Source organism: Raoultella sp., from assembly GCF_039594335.1.
Lineage (GTDB): Bacteria > Pseudomonadota > Gammaproteobacteria > Enterobacterales > Enterobacteriaceae > Klebsiella.
In genome coordinates this window covers 1-24,280 of record NZ_JBCNNS010000047.1, presented here as the reverse complement: position 1 = coordinate 24,280, position 24,280 = coordinate 1, and the positions used below count along the sequence as shown (strand labels likewise).

Annotated in this window: 27 protein-coding genes and 2 pseudogenes; 14 read left to right on the top strand and 15 right to left on the bottom strand. The window is 54.7% G+C overall.

The annotated features are described in order from the left end of the window. Positions 1-58 precede the first annotated feature (58 nt). Positions 59-223, bottom strand: coding sequence for a YnfU family zinc-binding protein (locus ACZAHD_RS10710; protein WP_462456752.1), 165 nt, complete (start codon positions 221-223; stop codon positions 59-61). Between the two features lie 451 nt (positions 224-674). On the opposite strand from ACZAHD_RS10710, the gene ACZAHD_RS10705 reads away from it, so the two are divergent. After that, on the top strand, positions 675-947 hold the full coding sequence (locus ACZAHD_RS10705) for a hypothetical protein (protein WP_462456751.1): 273 nt from the start codon (positions 675-677) through the stop codon (positions 945-947). A 9-nt stretch (positions 948-956) separates the two neighbouring features. Here ACZAHD_RS10705 and ACZAHD_RS10700 read toward each other — a convergent pair whose 3' ends face one another. After that, the gene (locus ACZAHD_RS10700) at positions 957-1,169 is read right to left on the bottom strand and encodes a hypothetical protein (RefSeq protein WP_004858906.1); all 213 of its coding nucleotides are present in this window, start codon (positions 1,167-1,169) and stop codon (positions 957-959) included. Positions 1,170-1,356: 187 nt separating this feature from the next. Between ACZAHD_RS10700 and ACZAHD_RS10695 the strand changes: the two are divergent. Next, a pseudogene (locus tag ACZAHD_RS10695) lies at positions 1,357-1,485 on the top strand (IS3 family transposase); the annotation flags it as partial. A 264-nt stretch (positions 1,486-1,749) separates the two neighbouring features. On the opposite strand, the gene ACZAHD_RS10690 reads toward ACZAHD_RS10695, so the two are convergent. Beyond that, complete coding sequence (locus tag ACZAHD_RS10690; RefSeq protein WP_462456750.1) at positions 1,750-3,093, bottom strand: aspartate aminotransferase family protein; 1,344 nt, start codon at positions 3,091-3,093, stop codon at positions 1,750-1,752. A gap of 379 nt (positions 3,094-3,472) precedes the next feature. Here ACZAHD_RS10690 and ACZAHD_RS10685 point away from each other — a divergent pair, with 379 nt between their 5' ends. From ACZAHD_RS10685 to ACZAHD_RS10670, 4 genes are read left to right on the top strand one after another with little or no spacing between them, the layout of a single operon-like run. Continuing rightward, complete coding sequence (locus ACZAHD_RS10685; RefSeq protein WP_462456749.1) at positions 3,473-4,489, top strand: ABC transporter substrate-binding protein; 1,017 nt, start codon at positions 3,473-3,475, stop codon at positions 4,487-4,489. A gap of 16 nt (positions 4,490-4,505) precedes the next feature. Then, complete coding sequence (locus tag ACZAHD_RS10680; protein ID WP_462456748.1) at positions 4,506-5,504, top strand: ABC transporter ATP-binding protein; 999 nt, start codon at positions 4,506-4,508, stop codon at positions 5,502-5,504. Continuing rightward, on the top strand, positions 5,501-7,147 hold the full coding sequence (locus ACZAHD_RS10675; RefSeq protein ID WP_462456747.1) for an ABC transporter permease subunit: 1,647 nt from the start codon (positions 5,501-5,503) through the stop codon (positions 7,145-7,147). The genes ACZAHD_RS10680 and ACZAHD_RS10675 overlap by 4 nt, the downstream gene beginning before the upstream one ends. A gap of 13 nt (positions 7,148-7,160) precedes the next feature. Then, positions 7,161-7,931 carry a DeoR/GlpR family DNA-binding transcription regulator gene (locus tag ACZAHD_RS10670; RefSeq protein WP_462456746.1) on the top strand — a complete coding sequence of 257 codons (771 nt, stop codon included), beginning with the start codon at positions 7,161-7,163 and terminating at the stop codon, positions 7,929-7,931. A 326-nt stretch (positions 7,932-8,257) separates the two neighbouring features. Here ACZAHD_RS10670 and ymcF read toward each other — a convergent pair whose 3' ends face one another. Then, on the bottom strand, positions 8,258-8,446 hold the full coding sequence (gene ymcF, locus ACZAHD_RS10665; protein ID WP_462456745.1) for a cold shock small protein YmcF: 189 nt from the start codon (positions 8,444-8,446) through the stop codon (positions 8,258-8,260). Between the two features lie 810 nt (positions 8,447-9,256). Between ymcF and ACZAHD_RS10660 the strand changes: the two genes are divergently transcribed. Then, the gene (locus tag ACZAHD_RS10660; RefSeq protein ID WP_462456744.1) at positions 9,257-9,376 is read left to right on the top strand and encodes a YnaM/YnfT family protein; all 120 of its coding nucleotides are present in this window, start codon (positions 9,257-9,259) and stop codon (positions 9,374-9,376) included. Positions 9,377-9,544: 168 nt separating this feature from the next. Here ACZAHD_RS10660 and ACZAHD_RS10655 read toward each other — a convergent pair whose 3' ends face one another. Further along, positions 9,545-10,831: a citrate synthase gene (locus ACZAHD_RS10655; protein ID WP_462456743.1), complete on the bottom strand. Its 1,287-nt coding sequence runs from the start codon at positions 10,829-10,831 to the stop codon at positions 9,545-9,547. Positions 10,832-11,003: 172 nt separating this feature from the next. Between ACZAHD_RS10655 and ACZAHD_RS10650 the strand changes: the two genes are divergently transcribed. Next, a complete protein-coding gene (locus ACZAHD_RS10650; protein WP_462456742.1) occupies positions 11,004-11,354 on the top strand; it encodes a DUF1304 domain-containing protein in 351 nt (116 codons plus the stop codon). On the opposite strand, the gene ACZAHD_RS10645 is transcribed toward ACZAHD_RS10650, so the two are convergent. Next, complete coding sequence (locus ACZAHD_RS10645; RefSeq protein WP_462456741.1) at positions 11,347-11,481, bottom strand: hypothetical protein; 135 nt, start codon at positions 11,479-11,481, stop codon at positions 11,347-11,349. The two genes, ACZAHD_RS10650 and ACZAHD_RS10645, sit on opposite strands and share 8 nt — an antisense overlap. Positions 11,482-11,520: 39 nt before the next feature. Further along, entirely contained in the window at positions 11,521-12,711 is a 1,191-nt protein-coding gene (locus tag ACZAHD_RS10640) for an MFS transporter (RefSeq protein WP_462456740.1), read from the bottom strand. A 432-nt stretch (positions 12,712-13,143) separates the two neighbouring features. Here ACZAHD_RS10640 and lldD point away from each other — a divergent pair, with 432 nt between their 5' ends. Then, the gene (lldD, locus tag ACZAHD_RS10635) at positions 13,144-14,322 is read left to right on the top strand and encodes an FMN-dependent L-lactate dehydrogenase LldD (RefSeq protein ID WP_462456739.1); all 1,179 of its coding nucleotides are present in this window, start codon (positions 13,144-13,146) and stop codon (positions 14,320-14,322) included. Positions 14,323-14,406: 84 nt separating this feature from the next. Here lldD and ACZAHD_RS10630 read toward each other — a convergent pair whose 3' ends face one another. The 3 genes from ACZAHD_RS10630 to ACZAHD_RS10620 all read right to left on the bottom strand — a co-directional run bounded on the left by ACZAHD_RS10630 (position 14,407) and on the right by ACZAHD_RS10620 (position 17,550). Then, positions 14,407-14,958: a thioredoxin fold domain-containing protein gene (locus ACZAHD_RS10630; protein WP_462456738.1), complete on the bottom strand. Its 552-nt coding sequence runs from the start codon at positions 14,956-14,958 to the stop codon at positions 14,407-14,409. A gap of 229 nt (positions 14,959-15,187) precedes the next feature. Then, entirely contained in the window at positions 15,188-16,360 is a 1,173-nt protein-coding gene (locus ACZAHD_RS10625) for an MFS transporter (RefSeq protein ID WP_462456737.1), read from the bottom strand. Further along, a complete protein-coding gene (locus tag ACZAHD_RS10620) occupies positions 16,357-17,550 on the bottom strand; it encodes a serine hydrolase domain-containing protein (protein WP_462456736.1) in 1,194 nt (397 codons plus the stop codon). The genes ACZAHD_RS10625 and ACZAHD_RS10620 overlap by 4 nt, the downstream gene beginning before the upstream one ends. A gap of 116 nt (positions 17,551-17,666) precedes the next feature. Here ACZAHD_RS10620 and ACZAHD_RS10615 point away from each other — a divergent pair, with 116 nt between their 5' ends. Together ACZAHD_RS10615 and ACZAHD_RS10610 are read left to right on the top strand one after the other, a co-directional pair. Then, positions 17,667-18,566 carry a LysR family transcriptional regulator gene (locus ACZAHD_RS10615; RefSeq protein ID WP_462456735.1) on the top strand — a complete coding sequence of 300 codons (900 nt, stop codon included), beginning with the start codon at positions 17,667-17,669 and terminating at the stop codon, positions 18,564-18,566. Between the two features lie 173 nt (positions 18,567-18,739). Next, positions 18,740-19,093, top strand: a complete 354-nt coding sequence (locus ACZAHD_RS10610) for an Rnf-Nqr domain containing protein (RefSeq protein WP_462456734.1) — start codon at positions 18,740-18,742, stop codon at positions 19,091-19,093. A gap of 465 nt (positions 19,094-19,558) precedes the next feature. On the opposite strand, the gene ACZAHD_RS10605 is transcribed toward ACZAHD_RS10610, so the two are convergent. Beyond that, positions 19,559-19,786 carry a hypothetical protein gene (locus ACZAHD_RS10605; protein ID WP_462456733.1) on the bottom strand — a complete coding sequence of 76 codons (228 nt, stop codon included), beginning with the start codon at positions 19,784-19,786 and terminating at the stop codon, positions 19,559-19,561. A gap of 256 nt (positions 19,787-20,042) precedes the next feature. Between ACZAHD_RS10605 and ACZAHD_RS10600 the strand changes: the two genes are divergently transcribed. After that, on the top strand, positions 20,043-20,366 hold the full coding sequence (locus ACZAHD_RS10600) for a hypothetical protein (protein ID WP_462456732.1): 324 nt from the start codon (positions 20,043-20,045) through the stop codon (positions 20,364-20,366). A gap of 185 nt (positions 20,367-20,551) precedes the next feature. On the opposite strand, the gene ACZAHD_RS10595 is transcribed toward ACZAHD_RS10600, so the two are convergent. The 3 genes from ACZAHD_RS10595 to ACZAHD_RS10585 form a co-directional block, all read right to left on the bottom strand. Next, complete coding sequence (locus ACZAHD_RS10595) at positions 20,552-20,731, bottom strand: hypothetical protein (protein WP_462456731.1); 180 nt, start codon at positions 20,729-20,731, stop codon at positions 20,552-20,554. Positions 20,732-20,955: 224 nt separating this feature from the next. Next, entirely contained in the window at positions 20,956-21,117 is a 162-nt protein-coding gene (locus tag ACZAHD_RS10590) for a hypothetical protein (protein WP_462456730.1), read from the bottom strand. Positions 21,118-21,180: 63 nt separating this feature from the next. Beyond that, entirely contained in the window at positions 21,181-22,122 is a 942-nt protein-coding gene (locus ACZAHD_RS10585) for an alpha/beta hydrolase (RefSeq protein ID WP_462456729.1), read from the bottom strand. A 376-nt stretch (positions 22,123-22,498) separates the two neighbouring features. On the opposite strand from ACZAHD_RS10585, the gene ACZAHD_RS10580 reads away from it, so the two are divergent. Together ACZAHD_RS10580 and ACZAHD_RS10575 are read left to right on the top strand one after the other, a co-directional pair. Next, entirely contained in the window at positions 22,499-23,482 is a 984-nt protein-coding gene (locus ACZAHD_RS10580) for an AraC-like ligand-binding domain-containing protein (protein WP_462456728.1), read from the top strand. Positions 23,483-23,680: 198 nt separating this feature from the next. Then, positions 23,681-23,812 (top strand): annotated as a pseudogene (locus ACZAHD_RS10575) (transposase); the annotation flags it as partial. Between the two features lie 106 nt (positions 23,813-23,918). Here ACZAHD_RS10575 and ACZAHD_RS10570 read toward each other — a convergent pair. Further along, the coding region (locus ACZAHD_RS10570) for a VOC family protein (protein ID WP_462456727.1) at positions 23,919-24,280 on the bottom strand (362 nt) is incomplete at its 5' end.

Here is a 24,280-nt window from a genome sequence, read left to right as displayed (position 1 = left end):
TGGCAGCCACCACATCCGTCACGCCCCGGTGGGGATCGTGACGGATGTGGTGAAAACATTATTTAGTGACGATAAACATAGACTTGCAGCGCGGACACAATAATGTCGCGCCATTCTTTATTTTGTTAACAGGCTGCCGTGACTTATGTCCGCATTCCGGACAGGTTACCGTGGTATCAGAGGTGGACCTCAAGCGCTTCATTGCGTTGTCGAAGAATGACATAGATCTTACCCGCCGAATGAATGTGGTCTATCATACCACTAACTGACTAAAAAACACACAGACTTAGGACACAGTGGGAAATGACCAGGGAGGGGAATTTATCGCGGTGTTAATCCACGGTGTGACGTGATGACACCGCTCTGAAGTCAGGATGCTTCATTCCTGATTTTCTGCTTCTGCCTCACGATAGTGATATTACTAACCGCATCAATTTAAAAGAGGTTTGACTTATTATCCTCGAAGATTCCCGCTGCGGCAGACTCGGTCTAAGGCATGACAATCCGCTGCTTCAGGTGTTTTCACTAAAAAAAGAACAATCACCCTATTAAATGCAGAAAACTCGATAAAAATAAGTTAAATGGAATGAGTCTTACTTTAACTCTAATATGATGAATGAGATATGGTAATGTTCATTCATATCGAATGATTACAGACAAACAAGAGATAAGAAATGACTGAAACCTCAACAATCCACGCGCAAAATTGTCGTACCGATATCGGGATTGGAAAACAGGTCACCGCCAGCGTAAAAGGTTATGTCGATGGCCATCTCTATATGATTGACATCACCGTTCATCCTGTTGAGATCACATTTGATTTTGGCGAAGAGAAAATTATCTGCGGGTCTTATTTTAGCTCTAAGAATCAGGAGATGGTGTGGGCGGCAGAAAGAAAAGAGCTGACCATCTCCGATGCAAAAGGAACTTTCACAATAGCCTTTTAATGTTCAGGATCAATGTCGATAAAACGTGCCGTCGCTATGCCCTGAGCCAATACGGCCCGCTTCAATTAAAATCTCATCGATAACATCTTCCAGACACGCTGAACCATGATTCTCACAAATCATATGAACCTGCTTCAATATTTCCTCCTGGGACATCTCTCCGCGTAAAGCGGAGGTCAGCATGACCGATGCCCAGCGCCGAACTTCCGGGTGCGTAATCATACAACTTTACCTCGAGTAGCAACACACGCCTTTAAATTATAGGCGCTCACCAGATCTTCACCCATTAAATCACGCGGTTTCCCCTGTCGGCGCGGCATAAAACCTGGCTCATCTTGCCGCAGACGACCGCTCATCACGGCGCGATGACAACATTTTTCCCGCCGCGTTTTGCATCCCGCTGATGTTAAATCGCGTACAGCGGCAGTTTACCGTAATCCGGGCCAATCAGATCTGGACCGCCACTATTACCTATCTCCGTACCTGGCAGGGCTGGCTGTATCTGGCTGTCGTTATCGATCTCTTCGCCCGTCATATTTCCCGGGCATAACCTGGCCCGGTGACATCTGTCCCGAGGCCTTTGAACAGGCCTCGTCATGAGGACAGGATTTCTCTACGGTTGCAGGGTCAGTTCATGCTTACGGGACCTATGACTGGCTAATGCCGTGTTGCTCATGTGAGTCACCTCTAATTGAGAGTTTACTCACTGAGTCCCGCGTCCACTGTGGGTGGGTAGGATCAATGACCTGTTCACACACCGAATGCGACAGAACCCGTTTTTCCAGTACATCAGCTTCACGGTTTATTTTGCCGCGCAGGCCGTCAGCACTTTATCCAGCGATCCCACCAGCCAGTCGATATCCTCGGTCTGGAACGCCAGCGGCGGACGCAACTTCAGCACGTTGCCGTAGGGCCCGGCCACGGAGGTCAACACCCGCTCGGCGCGCAAACGTTCGATAACATCCAACGCCAACGCCTTGTCCGGCGTTTTGTTCTCACGATTGCTCACCAGCTCGAAGCCGGTAAACAGCCCGGCGCCGCGCACGTCGCCGACGCTCGGGTGGCGATCTGCCAGCAGCGCCAGCTCGTTACGTAGCTGCTCGCCGACTTTAAGGCTGTGCTCCTGCAGCTTCTCTTCGCGAATAACCTGTAGTACGGCCTGGGCCGCGGCCATCGACACAGGGTTGCCGCCAAAGGTGTTGAAGTAGGGAATATCATCACTGAAGGCGGCCAGTACCTCGGCTTTCGCCAGCAGCCCGGAGACCGGGATGCCGTTGCCCATCGGTTTTCCCAGCGTCACCACGTCCGGCACGATGCCATGGCGGCCAAAGCCCCAGAAGCTGTCACCGGTACGGGCAAAACCCGGCTGCACTTCGTCGGCAATAAAGATCCCGCCGTTGGCGTGCACCACATCAAGCGCGGGCTTCAGGAAGCCCTGTGGACCGGGCAGTACACCATCGGAGGAGAAGATCGAGTCCACCAGCAGACCAGCGAACTTGATGCCGTGGGCAGCCATGTCATCGATCTGCTTCTGGATCTCCTGTGCCCACCAGGCACCGAGATCGGGGGCGTCCACCCGATAACGGTCCGGCGGCAGCACCAGCCGGGTGGTGGGCGCTAGCGGCTGGCCGCTGCCGAGCGCCGGGGAGGCGCCAGAGGTCAGCTCGCTGGTGCCGTGATAGGCTTCCTGGCTGACGATAATCCCGGTGCCGCCGCTCCAGGCTTTGGCAATGCGGATCGCCAGGTCGTTGGCTTCGGAGCCGGTGCACATATACATCGCTTTATTGATCGCGTCAGGCACAGTGGTCAGCAGGTCGGCGGTGTAGTCGAGGATGCGCTCGTGCAGATAGCGGGTGTGGGTGTTGAGCTGGCTCATTTGCTCGTGCACAGCGGCAATCACCGCCGGATGGCAGTGGCCGATACTGGCAACGTTGTTATAGACGTCGAGGTATTTCTCTCCCGCAGCATCCCAGAGATACTGCCCTTTTCCGCGCACCAGATGCACCGGATTACGATAAAACAGACGGTAGGACTCGCCCAGCAGCTGATCGCGCCTGTCGGTCAGTCTGCGCGTCTGAGCATCCAGCGCCTCCGCATGCTCTGCGCGAAAGCTGTTGGTATCCATGATGGTGGAACGTGTCGCCATGATAACTCCCGGTTTCGGTTGACTCGCTGGTTAAGCACACAGGCTATAGCCTACACACGACCCCCACCAAAATGCAACAAAATACACAAATACATTTTATTGCACTTAAATAGTGAAATTAAAACGCCAAAAAAGTGCAAAAAAACCCACATAATTCCTGCTAATAAAAGTAAAACTCACCACTATTTTTTATAATTTAATGTTTTTTATGGTTATTTTTTTATTTGCACACATCAATAATCTGTTGGCACAGAAACTGCACATAATTACACAAAGACACATTCCTGCTGACGCCGATGATCAGTGAATGCACAAACAAGCTCACTCGCGGCGAAAGGCGTAGCGCACCACCACTCTTGACCACATTAAGGGGAGTTCAATGAAACGTTTTTCATTTCGCCGTACCAGCCTGATGGCCGCCTGTGCTCTCGCAACGCTCGCCGGAGCGGCGCATGCGGGCACCATTACCGTGTATACCTCGCTGGAAGAGGATGAGATTAAGGACTACATCGAGAGTGCGAAAAAGGATATGCCGGATCTGACCATCAACGTGCTGCGCCTCTCTACCGGGGATCTGGGCCCGCGCATTCTTGCCGAGGCTAAAAATCCACAGAACGACGTTATCTGGGGATGGGCGCTGACCAATGTGCTGGACCCGCGTATTGAGGGGCTGCTGGAGCCCTACGCCGCAAAAGGTAGCGACAAACTTGACGCCACCTACCGCGCGCCTGACCATCGGTGGTTTGCCACCACCGGCTATATGGCGGCGTTCTGCGTTAACACCGAGGCGCTGAAGGCAAAGAATCTGCCGGTACCGAAGACCTGGCAGGATCTGACCAATCCTGTTTATAAAGGCGAGGTGGTGATGCCGAACCCGGTCTCGTCCGGCACCGGCTATCTGCAGATTGCGGCTCTGCTGCAGTCGAAGGGTGATGAGAAAGGCTGGGCGTTTCTGAAGTCGCTGGACGGCAATATCGCCCAGTACACCAAGTCTGGCTCCCGTCCATGTAAAGCTGCGCGCACCGGTGAGTATGCAATTGGCGTTTCGCTGGCCTTTGCCGCGATGCAGTCCATTGAAGAGGGCTATCCGGTTGAGATGGTGATCCCGAAAGACGGTGCTGGCTACGAACTGGAGGCCTCCGGCCTGATGTCGGCGTCAAAAAATAAGGCCGACGCTAAACGCTTCCTCGACTGGACGCTCTCCGCTAACGCCGCCACCCAGTACACCAAATACAAAGAGATTGTCACCATTCCGGGCGTGCCGCAATCACAGGCAGCGAAGGCTGCAGGTCTGCCAGCGGACCTCTCTAAGGTGCTCTATCCGGTGGACTTCGCCAAAAGCGCCAAAGAGCGCGATGCCATTCTCGCCACCTGGCAGAAAACAATCGGTCGTTAAGCAGGAGAAGGACGCTATGGCTCTGGTAATCGAAAATCTCTACAAAACTTTTGACGGCTACGTTGCGCTGGATCGCATCAACCTGTCAGTCGATAAGGCGGAGTTTGTCTGTCTGCTCGGCCCCAGCGGCTGTGGCAAGACAACGTTGCTACGCATTATCGCCGGTCTGCTGGGGGCTGACGGCGGCAAAATCAGCCTCGACGGCCGGGATCTGGTCAACGTCCCGGCCCGCGATCGCGGGTTTGGCATTGTCTTTCAGTCCTATTCGCTGTTTCCGCATATGACCATTGCCCAGAACATCGGTTATGGCCTGAAAATTCGCAACACGCCAGTTGCTGAAATCGAGGCCCGGGTCAGCGATCTGCTGGAGACGGTAAAGCTCGCCGGCTTCGCTCATCGCTACCCGGCCCAGCTCTCGGGGGGCCAGCAGCAGCGGGTGGCTATCGCCCGAGCGCTGGCGGTCAGTCCCTCCCTGCTGCTGCTCGACGAACCGCTCTCCGCGCTGGACGCGCGGGTGCGGGCCGGACTGCGCCAGGAGCTACGCGAGGTACAGCAACGCCTCGGCATTCCGACGTTGATGGTGACTCACGATCAGGAGGAGGCGATGAGCATGGCGGATAAAATCGTCTGCATGCAGAAAGGGGGCATTATGCAGGAGGGAAGCCCGCGGGAGCTATACACCGCGCCGCGTACCCGATTTGTGGCCGAATTTATGGGCCACAGCAACCTGCTACCGCAGGCGGTGGTGCAGCAATGGATGCCGGACTTGCTCGCAGGCGGTCAGCCGGAGGACGCAGAGCTGTTTATCCGCCCGGAGCGCATCGGCATTCACCAGGCGCCGGACGCGGAAGGGATGGTGGTAAGCACCAGCTTCCTCGGTAGCATTCAGCGAGTGCAGGTGCTGTGGCGATCTCAGCCGCTGCTGGTGGAAACCAGCAGCGCCGTAGGGCTGGCAGCAGGCGACCGGGTTAATCTTTCTTTTGCTGCGCAGGACTGCGCATGGGTGCAGGCATGAGCAAATCACTTCTTCCTCCGCAATCGACGGCTGACCGCTGGCTCTCCCGCCTCTGCCTCTGGCTGCCGCTGCTGGCGCTGCTGGCCTTCTTCGGCGGGCCAATGCTCAGCATCCTCTGGCACAGTCTGGTGGACGACCGCAGCGGCGCCGTCGGCCTCGCTAACTACGTGACGCTGTTTGACGCCCCCGGTGTCTGGCGGGCGCTCGGCAACAGCCTGCTGCTGGGTATCGCAACCACGGTTATTACCCTGCTGCTGGGTTTTATCGTCGCTTACGGCCTGCAGTTTACCATGATGCCTGCGAAGCGCTTTATCACGTTCGCTACCGCGCTGCCGGTGCTGGCTCCTTCTCTGGTGCTGGGGCTGGGACTGATTTTTCTGCTCGGGCGCAACGGCATCATCGGCAATATTCTGGGGGTGAGGCTAGATATTTACGGCTTTCACGGCCTGCTGATTGCCGACGTGCTATACGCCCTGCCGCAGGCGGTACTGATAATTCAGGCCGCTCTGCGCCATAGCGACGCCCGCCAGTATGAGGCGGCCAGCGTGCTGGGGGCCAGCGGCTGGAGACAGTTTCTCGATATTACCCTGCCAGGCGTGCGCTTTGGCTTGCTCAGTGCCGGGTTCGTGGTGTTCACGATTACCATTACCGATTTCGGTAACGCAGTGGTGATCGGTGGCGACTTCCCGGTGCTGGCGACGGAGATTTACAGCCAGGTCAGTGGGCAGATGAAATTTGGTATGGGGGCGGTGGTCGGCATTCTGCTGCTGCTGCCGGCAGCAGCAGCGATCTGGATCGAGCGGGCGGCGGCCCGGCGGCAGAAAATGATCGGCACCGCCTCGGCTCTGCCCTACGTTCCGGCGCCGCAGCGCGGGCGTGATATTCTGTTCTGGCTGCTGAACATGCTGATTTCTCTGGCCATTGTCGCCACCATCGCCACAGTGGTGATGGCCAGCCTGATCCGACTTTGGCCCTACCGCCTGGACCTGACACTCAAGCATTACAATATTGATCTGGCGGGAGGCTACACGCCGCTGTGGACCTCTATCGGGATCTCGGCACTGGCGGCCAGTGTCGGCACGCTGCTGCTGTTCCTGCTCACCTTCGGCATTCGCCGCCAGCCAGGGCGAGCCGCCGACTTTGCCACACTGCTTAGCGCGCTGCCCGTGGGCGTACCCGGGCTGGTACTGGGGCTGGCCTACGTCTTTACCTTTAACAGCGCCGACCTGCCCTGGGGTATGCTCTACGGCACCGCGCTACTGGTGGCGCTGTGTAACTATTACCACTACCACACTCAGGGGTTCACCACCATGATGATGGGCATGCGCCACGTGCCGGGTTCGATGGAAGATGCCACTAACGTGCTCGGCGGTGGGGTGGTACGTATTATACGTGACGTCTACCTGCCGGCGATGCGGGTGACGCTTATCTCGGTGGCGATGTTCCTGTTTATGCGCTCGATGGTGACGCTCTCGGCGGTAATTTTCCTCGTCACACCCTCGCTACCGCTTGGCGCGGTAACGGTAATGCGCCTCGACGAGGCGGGCTTTACCTCCCAGGCGGCGGCTTTTTCTACGTGCATTATGGGGATTGTCGCTATAATGGCGCTGCTCCTAAACCTGTTAACCGGCAAGCGCCAATAGAGAACCCTTATTCATGTTAGAAGAGACCCGCCTTCACCGCATCTGCGCGCTGCTCTCCACCCTCAATCGGGTCAGCACCGAGCAAGTTATCCAGCATCTCGGCGTCTCCCGCGAGACGGTGCGCCGGGATGTGTTGAAGCTCGAAGCGATGGGCGTGCTGCGGCGGGTGCACGGCGGGATCGCCTCCATCGCTCAGGAGGCCGAGCCACCGCTATCGGTGCGCAATACGGTGCGCGCGAAAGAGAAACGCGATATCGCCAGAGCAGCAGTGCAGCAGTTGACGCCGGGGCAGACGCTGTTTATCGACGCCGGCAGCACGACTACCCTGCTGGCGGACGAGCTGCTGTCAATGCCAGGCATGATTATTATTACCAATAGCCTCAACGTGGCTCTCAAGCTCAGCGGCGGAGAGATGACGCTTAAGCATGAAGTTATCCTGCTAGGTGGCCATATGGGCCCGTCACTACAGGCCACCAGCGGCGATCTGACCATCAGCGAAATCCACCGCTACCGCGCCGATGTCGCCCTGCTGTCACCGGTGGGCGTCACCGCCCGCGACGGCGCCAGCAGCTTTGCCCATCACGAAGCGGCCGTCGCCAGCGCGATGGTGAAGTGCGCTAAAACGTGCATTATTCTCGCCGACCATAGCAAAATCGGCGTCACCAGTCGGGTGATTTACGCTCAGGTACCAGAAATAGATCTCGTTATTACCGACGCTGCGGGTGCCGGACTTGCGGAGTGGCAGCATCTGCAGAAAAACGGTCCGCAGACGCTCGTCGCCTGAATTACGAGGTTGTAGGCGGAGGGGTCCCGTGAGGCCAAACCCTTAGCCCTTCTCGTTACGATCGCCGTGGCTTCGGTCAGTTGTGCCGCTCCTGGCAGGTAGAAGTCGATACGAGTGAAGGAAAGAGAAGCGTCGCTTGCAGGTCACTATCCTATCAAACAGGGCGTTTTTGCGGGACTGATGAAACGAGTCAGGGGGCTGGTTGAAAATTTATGCCAAACTTGTGAAGCAGATATAGAGGAGTGGCCTTACTTTTTGGTGCAACACTAAGTTGATCACAACCGTCTATACCCGTCTTTATTTATGGGGATCCGTTAGCCCCTTCGTTATTTCCGGAACGCCATTGTCGCGATGCCGTTGGAAATGTAAGGCGCAATATTATCAAATGTAATCATTGATGTTTTACAAAAGATACATTTTGCGCCAAAAGGATTTTTTTCTGTTACATCGTAATTCGATGTTCTGTATTGTGACCCATGACAACATGGGCATCTGAAATGAATGTATTCAGTCATAATGTTAACCTTTATATGTGACAACATTCACTACCGCAGGGATTAGAGATTATACTCTGGTGAAAACTCATTTGTGGTTTTCAAGGATAGTGCAGAAATCACCGTTCTAAACAGCACGCAAACGCAAAGAATACGCTTTCTTTAGCGACCGTTTTCAGCATGATTAACCTGAGGTTTTTCACTCACTTAATCACTACTTTTTTAGTGATTGTCTAAGATATGTTGTTCGTTTTTTTACTTGCCCTTGGGCATATCTGGTCTGCAAAAAAAATTTATCGGAGAGAAAAATACCCAAAAGGAGATATCAGAAGATAAATGCGATGAGAAAATTCCAGAAACTGTTGCAGATAATTTTTAAGACTCAAACCGTTGAAACCATTAACGCATGTAAATCAGTAATTGGCAAGCATTATTTTTTTACCGTTTTTTGACAGTATTTTTTTGCCAGTAAAACGATGCGCATGCTTACCGTTACTGACAAATTAATCAGTAGCTGATTCCTGCTACCGCCTCATTTCACACTTATTTTGTGGTACTCTGTCCCTGGTAAGGATTTTTTATGGCATCAGAAGACATTCTTGACGGGTACCCAGCCCAGCGACTGCCGGTCAGAGCGATTATCGGGAACGCTGTGCTTGTCGTTATCAGAAGCGGTATGCCTGTGGGACGGCTGAAAAGCCCGAAAACCAAACAGAGCTGGCCGACGAAAGCCTCCTCTTGCAGATGGCGATTGATGTTCTGGAAAAGCGCTTACCGATTGATTGCAAAAAAATATAACCGATACAGATTAACCACACCGAAGGTCACACTATGTTGATAACATTATTCATTTATCTCGGAATTATCGGTTCCGTCGCCGCGCTGGCTTTATTTTCCCTGTCCCTGTTATGGATTGCCGTTTCAAATAATCCGGATAACACGGATATATAAACTTCATCGCCAGTTAATCTTCCTGTAAAGGCCAGCACCTCTTCGCTATCTCTTGCCGCCACCGGCTGCGTCTCCAATAGCATAACGCATTTCCGGCTGACCGCTCCTTGTCCTGCCTCGCCAATGAAAAGTCCGGCGATGGCTTGCATCACCGGACCGGGTATGCGCTTATTTTATCCCACGACGCGAAACGTAATCCCGCGCCGCTTCTCCGGTGTAAATCTGGCGCGGGCGGTAAATCTTCAGCGGCGACTCGTGCATTTCATTCCAGTGCGCGACCCAACCCAGCGTTCGTCCCACTGCGGTCATGACGACGAACATCGACGAAGGTAATCCCATCGCTTTCAGGATCACGGCGGTATAGAAATCGACACTCGGCGAAAGTCCATTCTCAACAAAGTAGGGATCGTTGAGCGCCACCTCTTCCAGAGCCATTGCCACCTGAAGCAGTTGGTCCGACATTCCCAGTTCCGCCAGCACCTTATGACAGGTATCGCGCAGAATGGCCGCCCGGGGATCGAGATATTTGTAGCGCGAGTTGCCAAAGCCCAGCCGGCGGAAAGCCAAAGGATCCCTTTTCACCTTACTGATAAACTCCGGGACCTGTTCGACGCTTTCAATATCCCCCAGCATTTGCATACTGGCCTCGTTGGCTCCGCCGTGCCTTGGCCCCCACATCGATGCCAGACCGGCCGCCACGCAGGCAAAGAGATTCGCCCCGGAGGAGCCGGCCGCGCGTACCGTCGTAGTCGACGCGCACTGTCCGTGATCGGCGTGAAGCACCATAATCTGGTTCAACGCCTGCTCAATAACCGGGTTCACCTGGTACTTTTCCGCAGGAATCGCAAACAACATATGCAGGAAATTCCCGGCATAAGAGAGGTCGTTTCTCGGGTAGACCGAAGGTTGCTCGATGGAGAACTTATAGCTCATCGCTGCAAGCGTGGGCATTTTGGAAAGCAAACGGGTGGCGGCCAGCGCACGGTGCTCGGGGTTTTCGACATCCAGCACATCGTGATAGAAAGCAGCCAGCGCGCCCACCATAGCACACATCAGCGCCATGGGATGGGAGTCGCGACGAAATCCGCTGCACATTTTCGACATCTGCTCATGCACCAGAGTATGGCGGGTAATATTTTCCCGGAAGGCCTGATAACTCTCCTCATCAGGCGCCTCTCCGTGCAGTATGATATATGCCACTTCCAGGAATTCACACTGCCTGGCAAGCTGATCCACCGGATAACCACGGTGCAGCAGGACGCTATTCTCAGTATCGATATAGGAGATGGCAGACTCACACCCGGCGGTATTGCTGAAGCCCGGATCAAAACTGCACATTCCTGAATTCGCGAGCGCGCGGAGATCAATACCGAGGTGGCCCAGCGTCCCGGACACCGTATTCAGAGGGATGGCCTCTTGTCCATCCAAAGAAAGTATTAACGGTTTCGTTCCCATCCTGTAAATTCCCCTCAACAGCCAACGCATGGTCACCCTGAAGACATTCTCCAGGCCGAATTTCCAACATAGCCAGGGTGATACGGCTATTCTTTGATATAAACAGTAAAATACGCGATAAAAAGCGGGTTTTACCCGGGTTCTCTGTACTCTAACTTGAATAAGGACTGCCGTGTTAGCCAATACACTTATATTTGTCGTCGCCGCCATCCATATCTACATACTGATCCTGGAAATGTTTTTGTGGGAGAGTAAGACCGGACGCAAGGCATTCGGCCTCAGCGCAAACTTTGCCCGCGAGACCCGGGTGATGGCAGCCAATCAGGGCCTGTATAACGGTTTTCTGGCTGCCGGTTTGCTGTGGGGACTCTGGAGTCCGGAGAGCGGATTTGAGTTTAAAGCGTTCTTTCTTGTCTGTGTGGTGATTGCCGGACTGTTCGGCGCCGCAACCGCCAGTCGGAAAATACTCTATGTGCAGGCACTCCCGGCAACGGTGGCGCTGATAGTACTGTGCATCAGCTGACGTTGGCGTCGGGAAAGACCACCGATAGCCTTAACGGTGCCGGGATGCGGCTTGCTCCCCCGGCGCTCAGGGACAGGCCAGGATTGATGCCGCCCGGAGGCAGAACAGCGCCGGGCGGTTCGAACACGGGCTCCCCACTTCCGGGAACCATCGTATGACGTTGTGATCATGAAGATGCGCAGAGCGTCGGCGCATTTCGCCACCAGATAATCAGCGCTGCCAGGGCGATGACACTCAGGACGCTGAATGCCACGGCGAACGAGTAATGACCCGCAATCATCCCTGTCAGAGCCGGGCTCATGGCCGCGCCGGCCCCCTGCATCAGCATCACCACACTCTGACCGGCATTAACATGTCCGCTTCCGCGCAGCAGTGCCACAATGAAACTCGGCACCACCACGCCCAACACACCGGCCGCTAATCCATCCAGTATTTGTACCGGCACCATCATCAACGGTGCCGCGGTGCTTGCCGCCAGAGCCGCACGAACCGGCATAATCAGCAGCGCCAGCATAATCAGTCGCCAGTACCCATATTTATCGATTCGTCCGGCGGTCCAGATTGCCACCGGGATCATAACCGCCTGAGAAATAATCACCGTGGCCGCGGCGTACAGGCCGGGGTTGATGGCTCCGGGAGCGGAAGCAATTCTCATGCTGAGCATAGGCAGCAGTGCCGCATTTGCCAGATGAAACAGCAGTAGCGTCAATCCGGTAATCAACAGCGCCGTGTTTTTGGTTAGCACCGAGAAGTCGGGGATCTGCGGGGTATCCGTCAACTCCAGTCCGCGCGCCGCATGGTTGTCGATATCGCCGCGACGTATAGCCAACAGGGCAACAAGCGTCAATAACATCGTACAGGCCATTAAGATGAAAATACCGCCAATTCCCCAGCGCCAGGCGATCCCTCCGGCAACCAATGCGGTGAAGAAATTTCCCGCGTGGTTGAACGCCTCATTTTTGCCCATCTGCGCACTGAAGCCGTTTTGTCCCGTCAGACCTAGCGTAATGCCGGTGATAAGCGGACCGACAAAAGCAGCGCATATACCGCTGACGATTTGCGAGACTGCGACCACGCCGTTTCCCTGACTAAACCAGAGCAAGAAAGTGCTTCCGGTAATCATGACACAGAGCAGTGCCAGCACCAGACGCTTGTTCTGCGAAGCATCGGTGATGAACCCTGCGGGCAGCGTCGCCAGCAATCCTGCCACGCCCCCCGCAGTCATCAACAACCCGATATCATCCGGTTGCCAGTGATGTTGCGTCAGAAAAATCCCCAGAAAAGGTCCAAGTCCATCACGAACATCGGCAATAAAAAAACTCGTCAGACACAATGCCTGTAATGAACGCAGAGTCATATTTTCTACCCTTTAGCATGTTTGAACGGCTTCATGCATGAAGGCGTTCAAACCAGCATATTCCTGATCCATTAATATAATGAGGACGCTCAGCATTGTCCCCATTAACGTCATTGTTAAACAACCCGATAAAAGGTCACCTTTCATTATGGGTAGCGAAGTTGAAAGTAGGATGTCGTCCGGACAATACACAATCGTGGAGTAAAACCCAAGCGCGAGGTTGTTATTTCACTAGCAAATATTGCTGCCGGCGAATGAATACCTTTTTACCAAAATATTTCATCAGGAAAATCAACAGCGTTAAAAAAAACAGGTTATTCCCTTTCTGCATGAAGGGAATTCTAAAATTTCATTTTCCCCCTCATTTCATTAGGCCTATAGTCTTTCTGCCTGCAGAACATCAACTTAGTTAAAATACATAAGGAAAGAAAAATGATAGTTTCAGCACCTGCCGATTATCGTGAGGCCGCCCGTCATCGTCTTCCACGATTTCTGTTTGATTATATTGACGGCGGCGCCGTAGCAGAAAATACCATGCACGCGAACTCCGCTGAACTATCCTCAATTGCGCTTCGTCAGCGGGTGCTTTGCGGTGTTGGCGACCCGACGCTGGCGACTGATATCCTTGGAACATCCTGGGCAATGCCGGTCGCGCTGGGCCCTGTCGGAGCCACTGGCATGTATGCACGCCGCGGTGAAGTCAAAGCGGCACGCGCGGCAACCAACATCGGTATTCCTTATACTCTTTCCACGGTATCGGTGTGCTCGATTGAAGAAGTTGCACAGCATGCCTCCGGTGAGCTCTGGTCACAACTGTACGTGCTTAAAGATCGCGGTTACATGCGCAATGCCCTGGAACGCTCATGGGCCGCAGGCATGAAAACGCTGGTGTTCACCGTCGATATGCCCATCCCCGGCTCACGCTATCGCGATAATCGTTCGGGCATGTCCGGACCCCGCGCCACCCTGAGACAGTATCTGCAGGCCTGTACCCATCCCCACTGGGCCGTAGACGTTGGACTGGCTGGCAGGCCCCTGTCGTTTGGCAATATTGAAGCCTACACCGGACACAAGATGACGATGGACGACTATATGGGGTTTATAAGCAATAACTTCGACCCCTCCATTGCGTGGCACGATCTGGAGTGGATACGCGACAGTTGGAAAGGGAAGTTGATTATCAAGGGCATCCTTGACCCTGAAGATGCCAGGGATGCCGTCCGACTGGGCGCTGATGGCATCGTGGTTTCTAATCACGGGGGCAGGCAGCTTGATGGCGCAATCCCAACGGCCAGAGCACTGCCCCGGGTGGTGGATGCCATCGGTGATGATCTCACAATTCTCGTCGATTCTGGGGTGCGTTCCGGGGTGGACGTTATCCGGATGCTTGCCCTTGGCGCTAAAGGGGTACTGCTGGGGCGTTCCTATATTTATGCGCTGGCGACGGCAGGAGAAGCTGGCGTCACACACCTGCTACGCCTGTATGCTGAAGATATGAAGGTGACGATGACCCTGACGGGAGCAGCATCACCGACGGATGTCCGCGCTGACTGCCTCGACCGTTTAGAGAAAGAGATGGTACAGCTAACCAGGACGCATTCCGGACAATAGCTGTGCGTAAGAGCCACCTATTAAAGCATCTTCGCGACCAGACCGGATCTGAAGCTTAGCGCGGCTGGTCGCCTGCTAAAAAGTTTACTGAAGTTCAGAGAGAATTTTCTCCGGAGAAACACTGCCAATGAAAGTGTGTACTGAGCGATCCAGCACCACCATGACTGGCGTCACCCTCACCCCCAGTCGGTCAGCAAGCTCCGATTGTTTCATCACCAGATTTTTACATTTTTCTGCGCTATCGTTATCCGGCAAAAAACCGGCCATTGCATTCTGAAGGCTTTTCTGACGATCGGATGCACACCAGACTCGCCCCATATCTTCAATGACCGAGTCCTTGATGGATGACGGCGCCACCGTCAGAAATGACATTGTCAGTCCTGCATCATTGTATTTTTTAATATTTTTAACGACATAACTGCAATAAAAACATTGGTTATCGATAAAAACTAATAGCTTATGTTTTTCCGCACCGGCCTGAAACGTGATAGGTTCCAGCTCAGGTAAGGAACGAGAGATATCTTCATAAGCCATCTGTGGCGTCGTATCTGAAACAGGAGAGGACGCAGCCTGAATACCTGAGCTGGCGATAACAAACACACCGGCGGTAAATGCATTAAGAAAAAAACGCCTCATTCCCTCTTCCTCTTCCTTTTTTAATTTCGGATCGTTAATGCCTGACTCACGCCAGCGTTAGCTCTTTTTAGCCTCTGGAAACTACAGTAGCAACTGATTTATGCAGCTTTCATCATGAGGTCGCATTGATCCAAGTCTCGTTTAGAGGTCATGAGGGATATCTGCGCGAATGAAGGGAGCGACAGGGTGTGGAATTTACATCATCAAGTTCGCGCGTTTCTATCCCATCTCATGCCTCTGAAGCGGGAAAACCGTGACATCTGGCAGACCATGCTACCAGCAGCGCAGCCAGCAATAGCCCCAGGAGTACGGGAGAGAATGCCCTTACGCCGAGGCTCTCCAACAGCAAGCCGCCAACAATCCCGCCACTGGCAATGGCAGCGTTCCAGGCGGTAACCAGCATCGACTGTGCCACATCGGCAGCCTCGCCTGCACTCCTCGCCAGCGCGGTCTGAAACAAGGTCGCCGCCCCGCCGAAAGCCACTCCCCACACTCCCGCCGCTGCATAGACCGCGATAGGATCGTTACCTGCCGTCCCCAGCAGCAACGCCGCCAGCCCGAATAAGCCCGTGCTTGCCAGGGTCAGCGTGCGCAGGTGCCGGTCGATCAACACGCCGACGATCCAGAGGCTGGATAACGAGGTCATTCCAAAAACCAGCAGCACCAAATCCGTGCGCTCCTCCATTCCCGCCATCACCAGAAATGGCGCAATGTAGGTATAAAGGATGTTATGTGCGAGAATAAAGGCCAGTACGACGAACAACACCGGGCGAATACCCGGCAGGGTAAACACCTGCCGCAACGAGAAACGTTTGCCCACGGGCTGCCCGGCAAAGTCCGGCACTCGCAGTCTCAGCCAGACCATCAGCATTAGCGCCATCACACCCATGATGCCAAAACACATGCGCCACCCCAGCAAATGGCCGAGCAAAGTACCGGCAGGCACCCCCAGAGAGAGCGCCAGCGGCGTGCCCACCATTGCGATAGCGATGGCGCGGCCCCTTTGAGATTCAGACACCATCCGCGCCGCATAGCCCGCCAGCAGTGCCCACAACAGCCCCGCCGCAACGCCTGCCAGGAAGCGTGCCGCTATCGTCAGCGCATAGCTGGTGGAAAGCGTCGTCACCAAGTTGGCGATGGCGAAACCCGCAATGGCGGCCAGCAGCAACGGCCGGCGACGAACCCCTTGAGTAGCGGCGGTCAGCGGAATGGCGGCCACCAGAGAGCCGATGGCATAGACCGTGATCGTCTGGCCGACCCATGCTTCGGAGACGGCCAGTCCTTGCGCCATTTGGGGCAACAGGCCAGCCGGCAGCGCTTCAGTCAGGATGGTAATGAAAGCCGCCAGCGCCAGCGCCAGCAACGATGCGACGGGCATGCGTTCGCACATCGTCGAATTCATCGTTCATCCTCCAGGGCGCCGTAGACCGCATCGCGCAGATCGGTGACGAAGCGGCCCGACATGCCTTCGTATAAAGTGTTAGTGAAAGCGACGACGCTAAGCCCCAACGCGCGATCCACGAACCACGAGTGACCATAGGCACCTCCCCAACGCCAGGTGCCTTCTGATTCAGGCGAAGCGGCCAGCCTCGGATCGCGCAGAACCGAAAATCCCAGTCCAAAACCGAAGCCCGGTACATTAGGCAGATCCATATTCGGCGTCCGATCGCGCGCCATTTCGGCAATCAAGTCGTTGGGCAAAATCGCACCACGCTCCTGACGCAGGGCTTCCAGCAGGCGCATAAAGTCTTCGGCCGTTCCCGCCATGCCCGCCCCCCCCGACAGAAATGCCTGCGGACTGAAGATGCGTGCAGGGCTATAGGGAATGCCGACCACCTCTTCGAAGGGTGAAACGATTTCACCTTCCGCCAGCGGATGCGGTTGAGGCGCATCGTTCACGTAAGCGGTCGCCACGCGCTGTGCATCCCGCGCGATAAAGCCGGTATCCGCCATCGCCAACGGACCGGTGACGAGCTGACGTACGGCGACATCAAGCGGTTCGCCATACACCCGTTCGATCAAGGCGCCCAACACATCGGTTGCCAGTGAATAACCCCAGCGGGTGCCTGGTTCGTACAACAACGGTACGCTGGCGATACGGCGCAGGTTCTCCGCCAGGCTAATACCAGACATATCCATGCCGTCCGACACGCCAGCCCGCGCATAGGGGCCATTGGTATCAGCCTCAAAGAATCGATAGCCCAGCCCTGCCGTGTGACTCAGCAATTGCCATACGGCGATCCGCGCAGGCTGACCGTCGGCCAACAGAGGCCTGAACTCAGGTAACCAACGTTCGAGGTCATCATCCAGATTAAGCCGACCTTGAGCCACCAGCACCAGCGCCGCCGTAGAGACGACAGTCTTGCTCACCGATGCCAGACGGAAGACCGCATCCGCGGTCATTGCCCGACGGCTTTCACGATCGGCCCAGCCAGCGGCCTGGCGGTGAAGAAGCACGCCGTCGCGGGCCACCAGGACCACCGCGCCGACCAGACGGCGTTCATCCAGCGCCTTCTGAACAGCGGCCTGAATGCGGGCGGACAGATGAGCAAGCGGGACGCCTGCGCGCAGAGACATAGCGGGAACAGACATGAGAAATTCCTTTCATCAGTGGACATTCCCGTCATGATAGAAACGCAGCTATTAAAGAAAAAGTAGGGTACAGTTCCTTTCTTAGCGGAACTGTTTGTCCGTAATGGAGGTATGAAGTGGACAACCTGAACGGCTTCGTGGTGTTCGTCCGGGTCGCCGAAACACGCAGCTTCGTCGCGGCCAGCCGACTGCTGGGCGTCTCGGCATCAGCAATCGGCAAAAGCGTGGCGCGGCTGGAAGAGAAGCTTGGCGTGCGCCTGTTTCACCGTAGCACACGCAGCGTCACCCTGACGGCCGAAGGCACACTGTTCCTGGAGCGCAGCCGCCGCATTCTTGCCGAGATAGAAGCCGCGGAACTGGAGCTATCGCAGGCGACGGCAGCGCCGCGAGGCCGGTTGCGGGTCAGCCTGCCCTTGGTCAGCTCGCTGGTGCTACCGGTGCTTGGCGAGTTCATGCGCGAATACCCGGCCATCGAGCTGGATCTGGACTTCACCGATCGACTGGTCGATGTGATCGAAGAGGGATTCGACGTTGTGGTCAGAACGGGAAATCCGACGGACTCGCGCCTGTCCGCGCGAAAGCTGGGCATCTTCCGCTCAATGCTGGTCGCCTCGCCCGATTACCTGACGCGACGAGGTATACCTAAAGTGCCCGCCGATCTGCTGGATCACAGTTGCCTGCACTACCGCTTTCCCAACAGCGGTAAACTGGAGCCGTGGGCGCTGCGGCAAGCGCCGGGAGAACCCGATCTGCAGCTCCCCACCTCAATGATCTGCAACAACATTGAGACACGGGTGTGCTTTGCTCTTCAAGGTCTGGGAATCGCCTGTCTGCCGGAATTCTCAATAAGAGAACAGCTGGCAAATGGACGGTTGTGCACCGTTCTGGCCGATCGCGTGGAACATACTGGCGTCTTTCACATGCTCTGGCCCGCCAGCAGGCACCCCTCTCCAAAAGTTCGGGCTATCGTCGATTTCCTGTGCGCGCGGGTGTTTCCGTCATCTGAAACCAGATAATCCGCTCAGGGTAGATGTTGAGTTTTCGGCAGCAGATGACGCGTTGATACGCGCCACAATAACGAATCTAACCATGTTGTACAAAAGCCAGTTTCCTTAAGTCTTTCATGGTCGAGACAAGAAATGATAACCGGTATTAGGTAAATAAACAGGTCAAAAACACTGGTTTAACCGTGCAAGAATTCAGAATATTATTTATCAGCGCGGCACGGGTTAACAATTTTGTCCTGTCCCGTTTCCTTGGGCTATACCCGTTTATGGGCGCCTCAGGGAAACCAGAGATGGCAACAGGCATGTCGTTTGCGACAACCTTCGTCCTGACGCTGGTCAGCGCACTGGCATGGTTTTTTGATAATTATCTGCTGGTGCCTTACGAACTGGCATATCTCCGCCAGATGGTCTATATTTTTGCGAGCGCGGTTATGGTTCAGCTTACAGAGATTGTTATCCGAATATCGCCTGTTAGGGATCTTCCTGCTACTGATCATCACCAACTGCGCCCGTTCTCGCTGCGCCGCTCATATTAACCAAATTTTCTTGTACGTGGCATCAATAGAATTTTAACGCTGATTATTTTGCTTGCACGGAAATACATTAAACTGACAGCCAACCATTTGATATCAAATACTCGTTGAGTCTCTGTTTGATATGCCGGGTTGAGCCTTGCGGTCGTGGTTAATTTCTCGAAGCGTACCTGATGGCAACATCTGGCAAGTGCCAGGCCGACGCGCCAGAAGTGGCGCTGAAATACCCAAGCCCCACAAACGCAGTACAGTGAGCAAAAAAATGAGTCTTGCTTCTCCTTACCACTCTCATCACCAGAATACCGCCCAACAGCGCCCTGCGCTCTCTGGCGATGGTCGGTACCCGGACTCGATTGCACTCCTCAACAGAGGGCTTCCGTAGACACAATGGGTGCTGAATACATTAAGGTTGACGAGGGAGGACAGAAATCATGGATAAGATTACTGGCTCTTATCCCATATAGAGAGCTACTCAGATAGCCATGCAGTCCCACCGGACAGCATTGAAGGTATGTATTGCTGACCCAACTGCCAGGCAGCAAAAGCCAGCCCCCCCATAAAGACGATGATAACCACTATCAACACCTTACGCTCAGCATGCAATAACAACATTATGGCAAGCAACAACAGGATCAAGGTGATGGGCCAGCAGGAAACGACCGCAACATAAGACATAAACAGGTAATCCGTAATCATGGCCTCACCTCTTCTTTTTAAATGTTGCCACCGTTAACACCACGCAGAATCATCATTAATGCCAGTTGGGTGGACGTCTTAGGATTGCTCAAGCCATCATGAACATAAAATGGGAACACCCAATACGAACAGATCCCCTCTTTTCGATTCTCAGCCGATCGCTGTAGTTCAGAGGGGTCCGGTTCCACCCGGGGGGAAATAGGGCCCGGAAAGGCGTGAGCAGTCCTATCTAGCCCCCCTCTCAGGCGTTACGGGGATGCCAGAGCAGGCCACTCTCAAATCGCTTAATCCTCAAATTAAACTCCTTTTTTGTCATTTGGAGAACATGCTCGATTCTGATTTATACGACCATCATCGTGGCGAAGCTTACCCCCATAGATATCAGGCCCTTTTCCTGCTTTACGATAATGACTCTGATTTGCATTTGCTGGGCAAGAGCAACAATAAACAGCTGCAACTGCTGGTTTCCATTCTGACCCCTGACTCACGCGACGGTGACACCCGCTGGACAGCAGGTCTGGCCAGTCCCCAGAGTACCGCCTGCTGGCACCAAACCATCGCCGTTACCGGCAACGGATAGCCGCTGAGCTTCAGCGTTACGGCGCAAATATTCTGGCGAGTCAGGGACGGCCGGGGCAAGGGGTGATCTATCGGGAAATTCTCGTCGATGTCGGTGACCAGCTTGAGGTGAACTACAGACCGAAAAGTGCTACCGAAACCATTGAACTCGCGCTGTTGATGAAGGTACTGGGGGAAAAGCCTGGTTCAGGTGACAGCGGAAGAGCTGGCTGCGCTGGAGCTGTCCACAATGTTATCTGCCAATGTCATTACCTTTCTGGGGGGGATTGCCTGCAGGGGGACTGCGGTGGTCGCTTCACGCGGACTTTCCGTACTGGCTGGTGCTCTGGCCATCGCATTGAGTTCAGCATGGATGAATTCCAACATCGCCGACCCTTTCGCACCAACAGCGACATTATCCGCTTTACCCAAATAACCGGGGTGGCACGTGACTTTCCGGCACTTGACCGTCCCTTAACCCGTGAAGATCTGATGCCGCCGCCTTCAAGGTCGCGGAAAAAATCGACCAGGCGCGCGGCATCAACTCTTTGCTGTTAGGCTCGTTGGACTGGACCAAAGATTGGCCGGCAGCTTATAACAGGGACAGCCGTTCAGATGAGTGCCATTGCATCCGGCGCCGCGGTTTTACCATTTGACACCTTACCGAGCTCTGACAAGGTCATCACTGCCTCCACCAGCATGGGAAGCGCCAACAGATAATCCTGAAGAGTATCGCCGCCGGGATCGGGCAGAAATGCCTGCGGCTCAGCCATCTCCATACCTTCGGCTACAACCTGAAAGTTCAGAAAAACTGAGGAGCGCTCCCGCTTCGACCTTCAGACAGCGGGCCGAAGGTGCTTGTCGAACCAGTCGAGTGAAGCCTTGGCTGTCTGAAAAAAGTAATCTGTGTAGCACGAGTAATGATCGCAAGGAAAAATAACGAGGTCCTTGTCCGGACAACGCGCACGTTCGAAGGCTTCCCGCGTCAGAGCGACGGGGATCAGGTCATCGTTTTCGGCACCGATCAGAAGGAGCGACTTCGGCGTTATCCTGCTGATATAAGCCATCGGCTCGAAGCCAAATTGGGATTCCAGACTGCGCACTGTTACTTCATTCTTCCAGTTTGGTGCTACAGCCGCAACTCGCATACACCATTCCCAGGATTTCTTCGTGGGAAGGATGCATGGAGTTCGGGAAGGGTCTTCGGCGGCAATGACAACAGTTTGCGGTGCCTGGCCGGCAGCCCGTTGCTGGCGGTCGGTTTCGAACAGCCGCAACATGTTCTGACGTACTTCCGCAGGCAGCATATTCCAGATGACGCCTCCACTGAGGAAAGGCACGGTGCTGACCAGACAATGCACTCTCTGGTCCATTGCCAGAGCTTGAATGGCAGTTCCGCCGCCATAGCTGGCGCTCCATACGCCGACGCGTTCAGGGTCGACGCCCGGCAAAGTCAGCGCAAAGGAAATTGCATCCCGGAAATCGGTGACTTGCAGGAAGGGATCGATTTCCTGCCGAATACGTCCGCCGCTCTCTCCCAGGCTTCGTGGGTCGTAGGTCAACACACCGAAGCCGGCTGCTGCAAAATATTCCTCGAAGAAGTGCTCCGGATAACCTTCCTTCACCGCACTGAAACCATGGTGCATGATGATAAGCGGTTGCAGCCCCTCTTTCACCGATGCAGGAAGAAAGTGCCAGCCGCGCAGAGTGATGCCATCGTCTGTTCTGAAGGCAATGTCAGTCCGCTCGTAAGTCCCCGTTGGCTCTGCCAATGACATAATCAATTTCCTCATAAAGTTGGCGATGCAACGCCGAGGCTGTCCGTTATCAGCCTGCGCGTCCGTATGGTCTGTCGACCGATCAAGAGATTATCTCGCTCGTTTATCCGAGCACGCCGCCACTCCGGCCACGAGGCGGTTTGTTTCGATGGCTGCAAGTATGCCTGCTTGCCGACATCGTGTCTTTGCACTGGCGGCCCAATATATTTGCAATTTAGGAACTGGCAGTCGCCGACTGGCGACAAGGTGTCGACAAGCAAGAACGGGTGCTTCGCCAAAAAATTATCTATCAGGTAGTTACTGCTGGCTCATATTTGCTGTTGCGCCGCCAAATTGACTCGAAGCCCCGAACCCTTCACAATCCTGGGAAGAGGAGTTGAGCTGGGAGCTTTCAGTGAAGTTGCGCGCACCAAAACGTTCAGACGAAATGATCCCGGTGAGCGGCGACTCCGCCGCTTGGGCTGCCTCGCTCGGCTCCATCTTTGTCGAGCTCGAAGTGGAGCAGCTCGAGGCAAAACCGCCTATTGGGCGCATGTATCGCTACCCCTTCGGGGAGATGGTTTTTATCCGAGCGATCACACGCGGAGGTGCTCACCGCGCCGTGCGTTCCCAGCGATTAATTCAGGCCTCGACCAAAAATGACTTCGTCATTGGATTGCTGATTAGCGGCAGTGTGACCCTCACCCAAGGCACTGGCCAGGCGTTTCTGAGACCTGGAGATATGGCCATCTTCGACAGCACTCGTGAGTACGCCATTGAGGTATTGCAGGGATTTGACGCTCTGTGGATAGGCGTTCCCAGGCACCGTCTTGAAGGCAGGCTAACTGCAGTGACCGAGGTACTCGCCCAACGCATCGACGGTGGGTGCGGTATTGGTCATGTTGCAAGCAATATGCTGCGTGCGGCGCTGGACGAGGCGCCCCAACTCCGTCCGGCCGAGGCAAACCGCATTGCCAATCACTTGCTCGATCTCCTTAGTCTGGCCCTTGCCTCGCCCGATCGAACGGTGCCTCAAGCGAACCAGAGTCGCTACGTTTCTTCCACTCTTCGGCGGGTACAGGGCTTCATCGACAATCACCTTGATGATGAAACGTTAACGCCAGAGGTCATAGCCCAGGCGCATTACGTGAGTGTTCGCTATCTTAACAAGTTGTTCGAGCGCGAAGGAACGTCTGTCGCTCGCTGGATGCGCTTACGACGGCTTGAGCGCTGTCGTTCGGACATAGAAAACACGTCTCAGGCCCGGCAAAAAATCAGCGATATCGCCTACAACCACGGCTTCAGAAACATCAGTAGCTTTAATCGCCTTTTTAAAAGTTACTTTGGTTGCTCGCCACGGGCTTTGCGTGACTCCCGGTGAGTAAGCAACTCGGACACCACGACGGACTCGCGCTACTTCGGTAGAAATATGTTGGGAGATCTGGTGAGTGTGCGTCCGCAGTGAGGGTAACGACCAGGCAGTGAAGCGAGAAATGCGGCTGATCTCCTCCCGGAAAACAGGACCAGTCTAAACTGAAGTCTCCGATCTTTCTTCCCGCTCACAGAGAGGCTTATTGCCATGAAAACCGAAGAACAGATTGCGTTTGCGCTGAAACAGGCCGAAACCGGCACCCGCGTCGGGGAAGTCTGCAGAAAGACGGGCATTTCTGAGGCCACCTTTTACAACGGGAAAAAGAAATTTGCTGGTCTGGTTAAGCTCAAAGTATCAGATGTTGCGTTTGGCAGCTCTGTGCCAGGAGCAGACTTCGCAAACATCACTGTTTAATAAGAAAGTAACAGGTCATAACGTATGTCCTTCATTGCCTACCTTCCATCAATTCAAGCGTCTGCCCGTCGGGGCTTTGTACATATATTACTCTGGTTCCCTGCATGGGTCCTGACGAGACTGTCTGAGGTGTCCCTGGCGTCTTCCAGCCGTAGTCCGATATTTTGCTCAGGAGCGTATCAAGATTCTCGACCATAAACGCAAGATGCGCGTAGCCCGGGATGTAGGGGGCTGAAGGCGCTTCTGGCTGTTCAATATTATTGTATTGCAATAATTCAATTTTCATACCAGCCAGTTCAAGCAAAGCCATTCGTACATCAGCTCCCCTGGCGCCTGTTACCTCATCAATAATAGGTCCAGACATTTTCCCTTCGCGTAATACTTCTCCTCCAA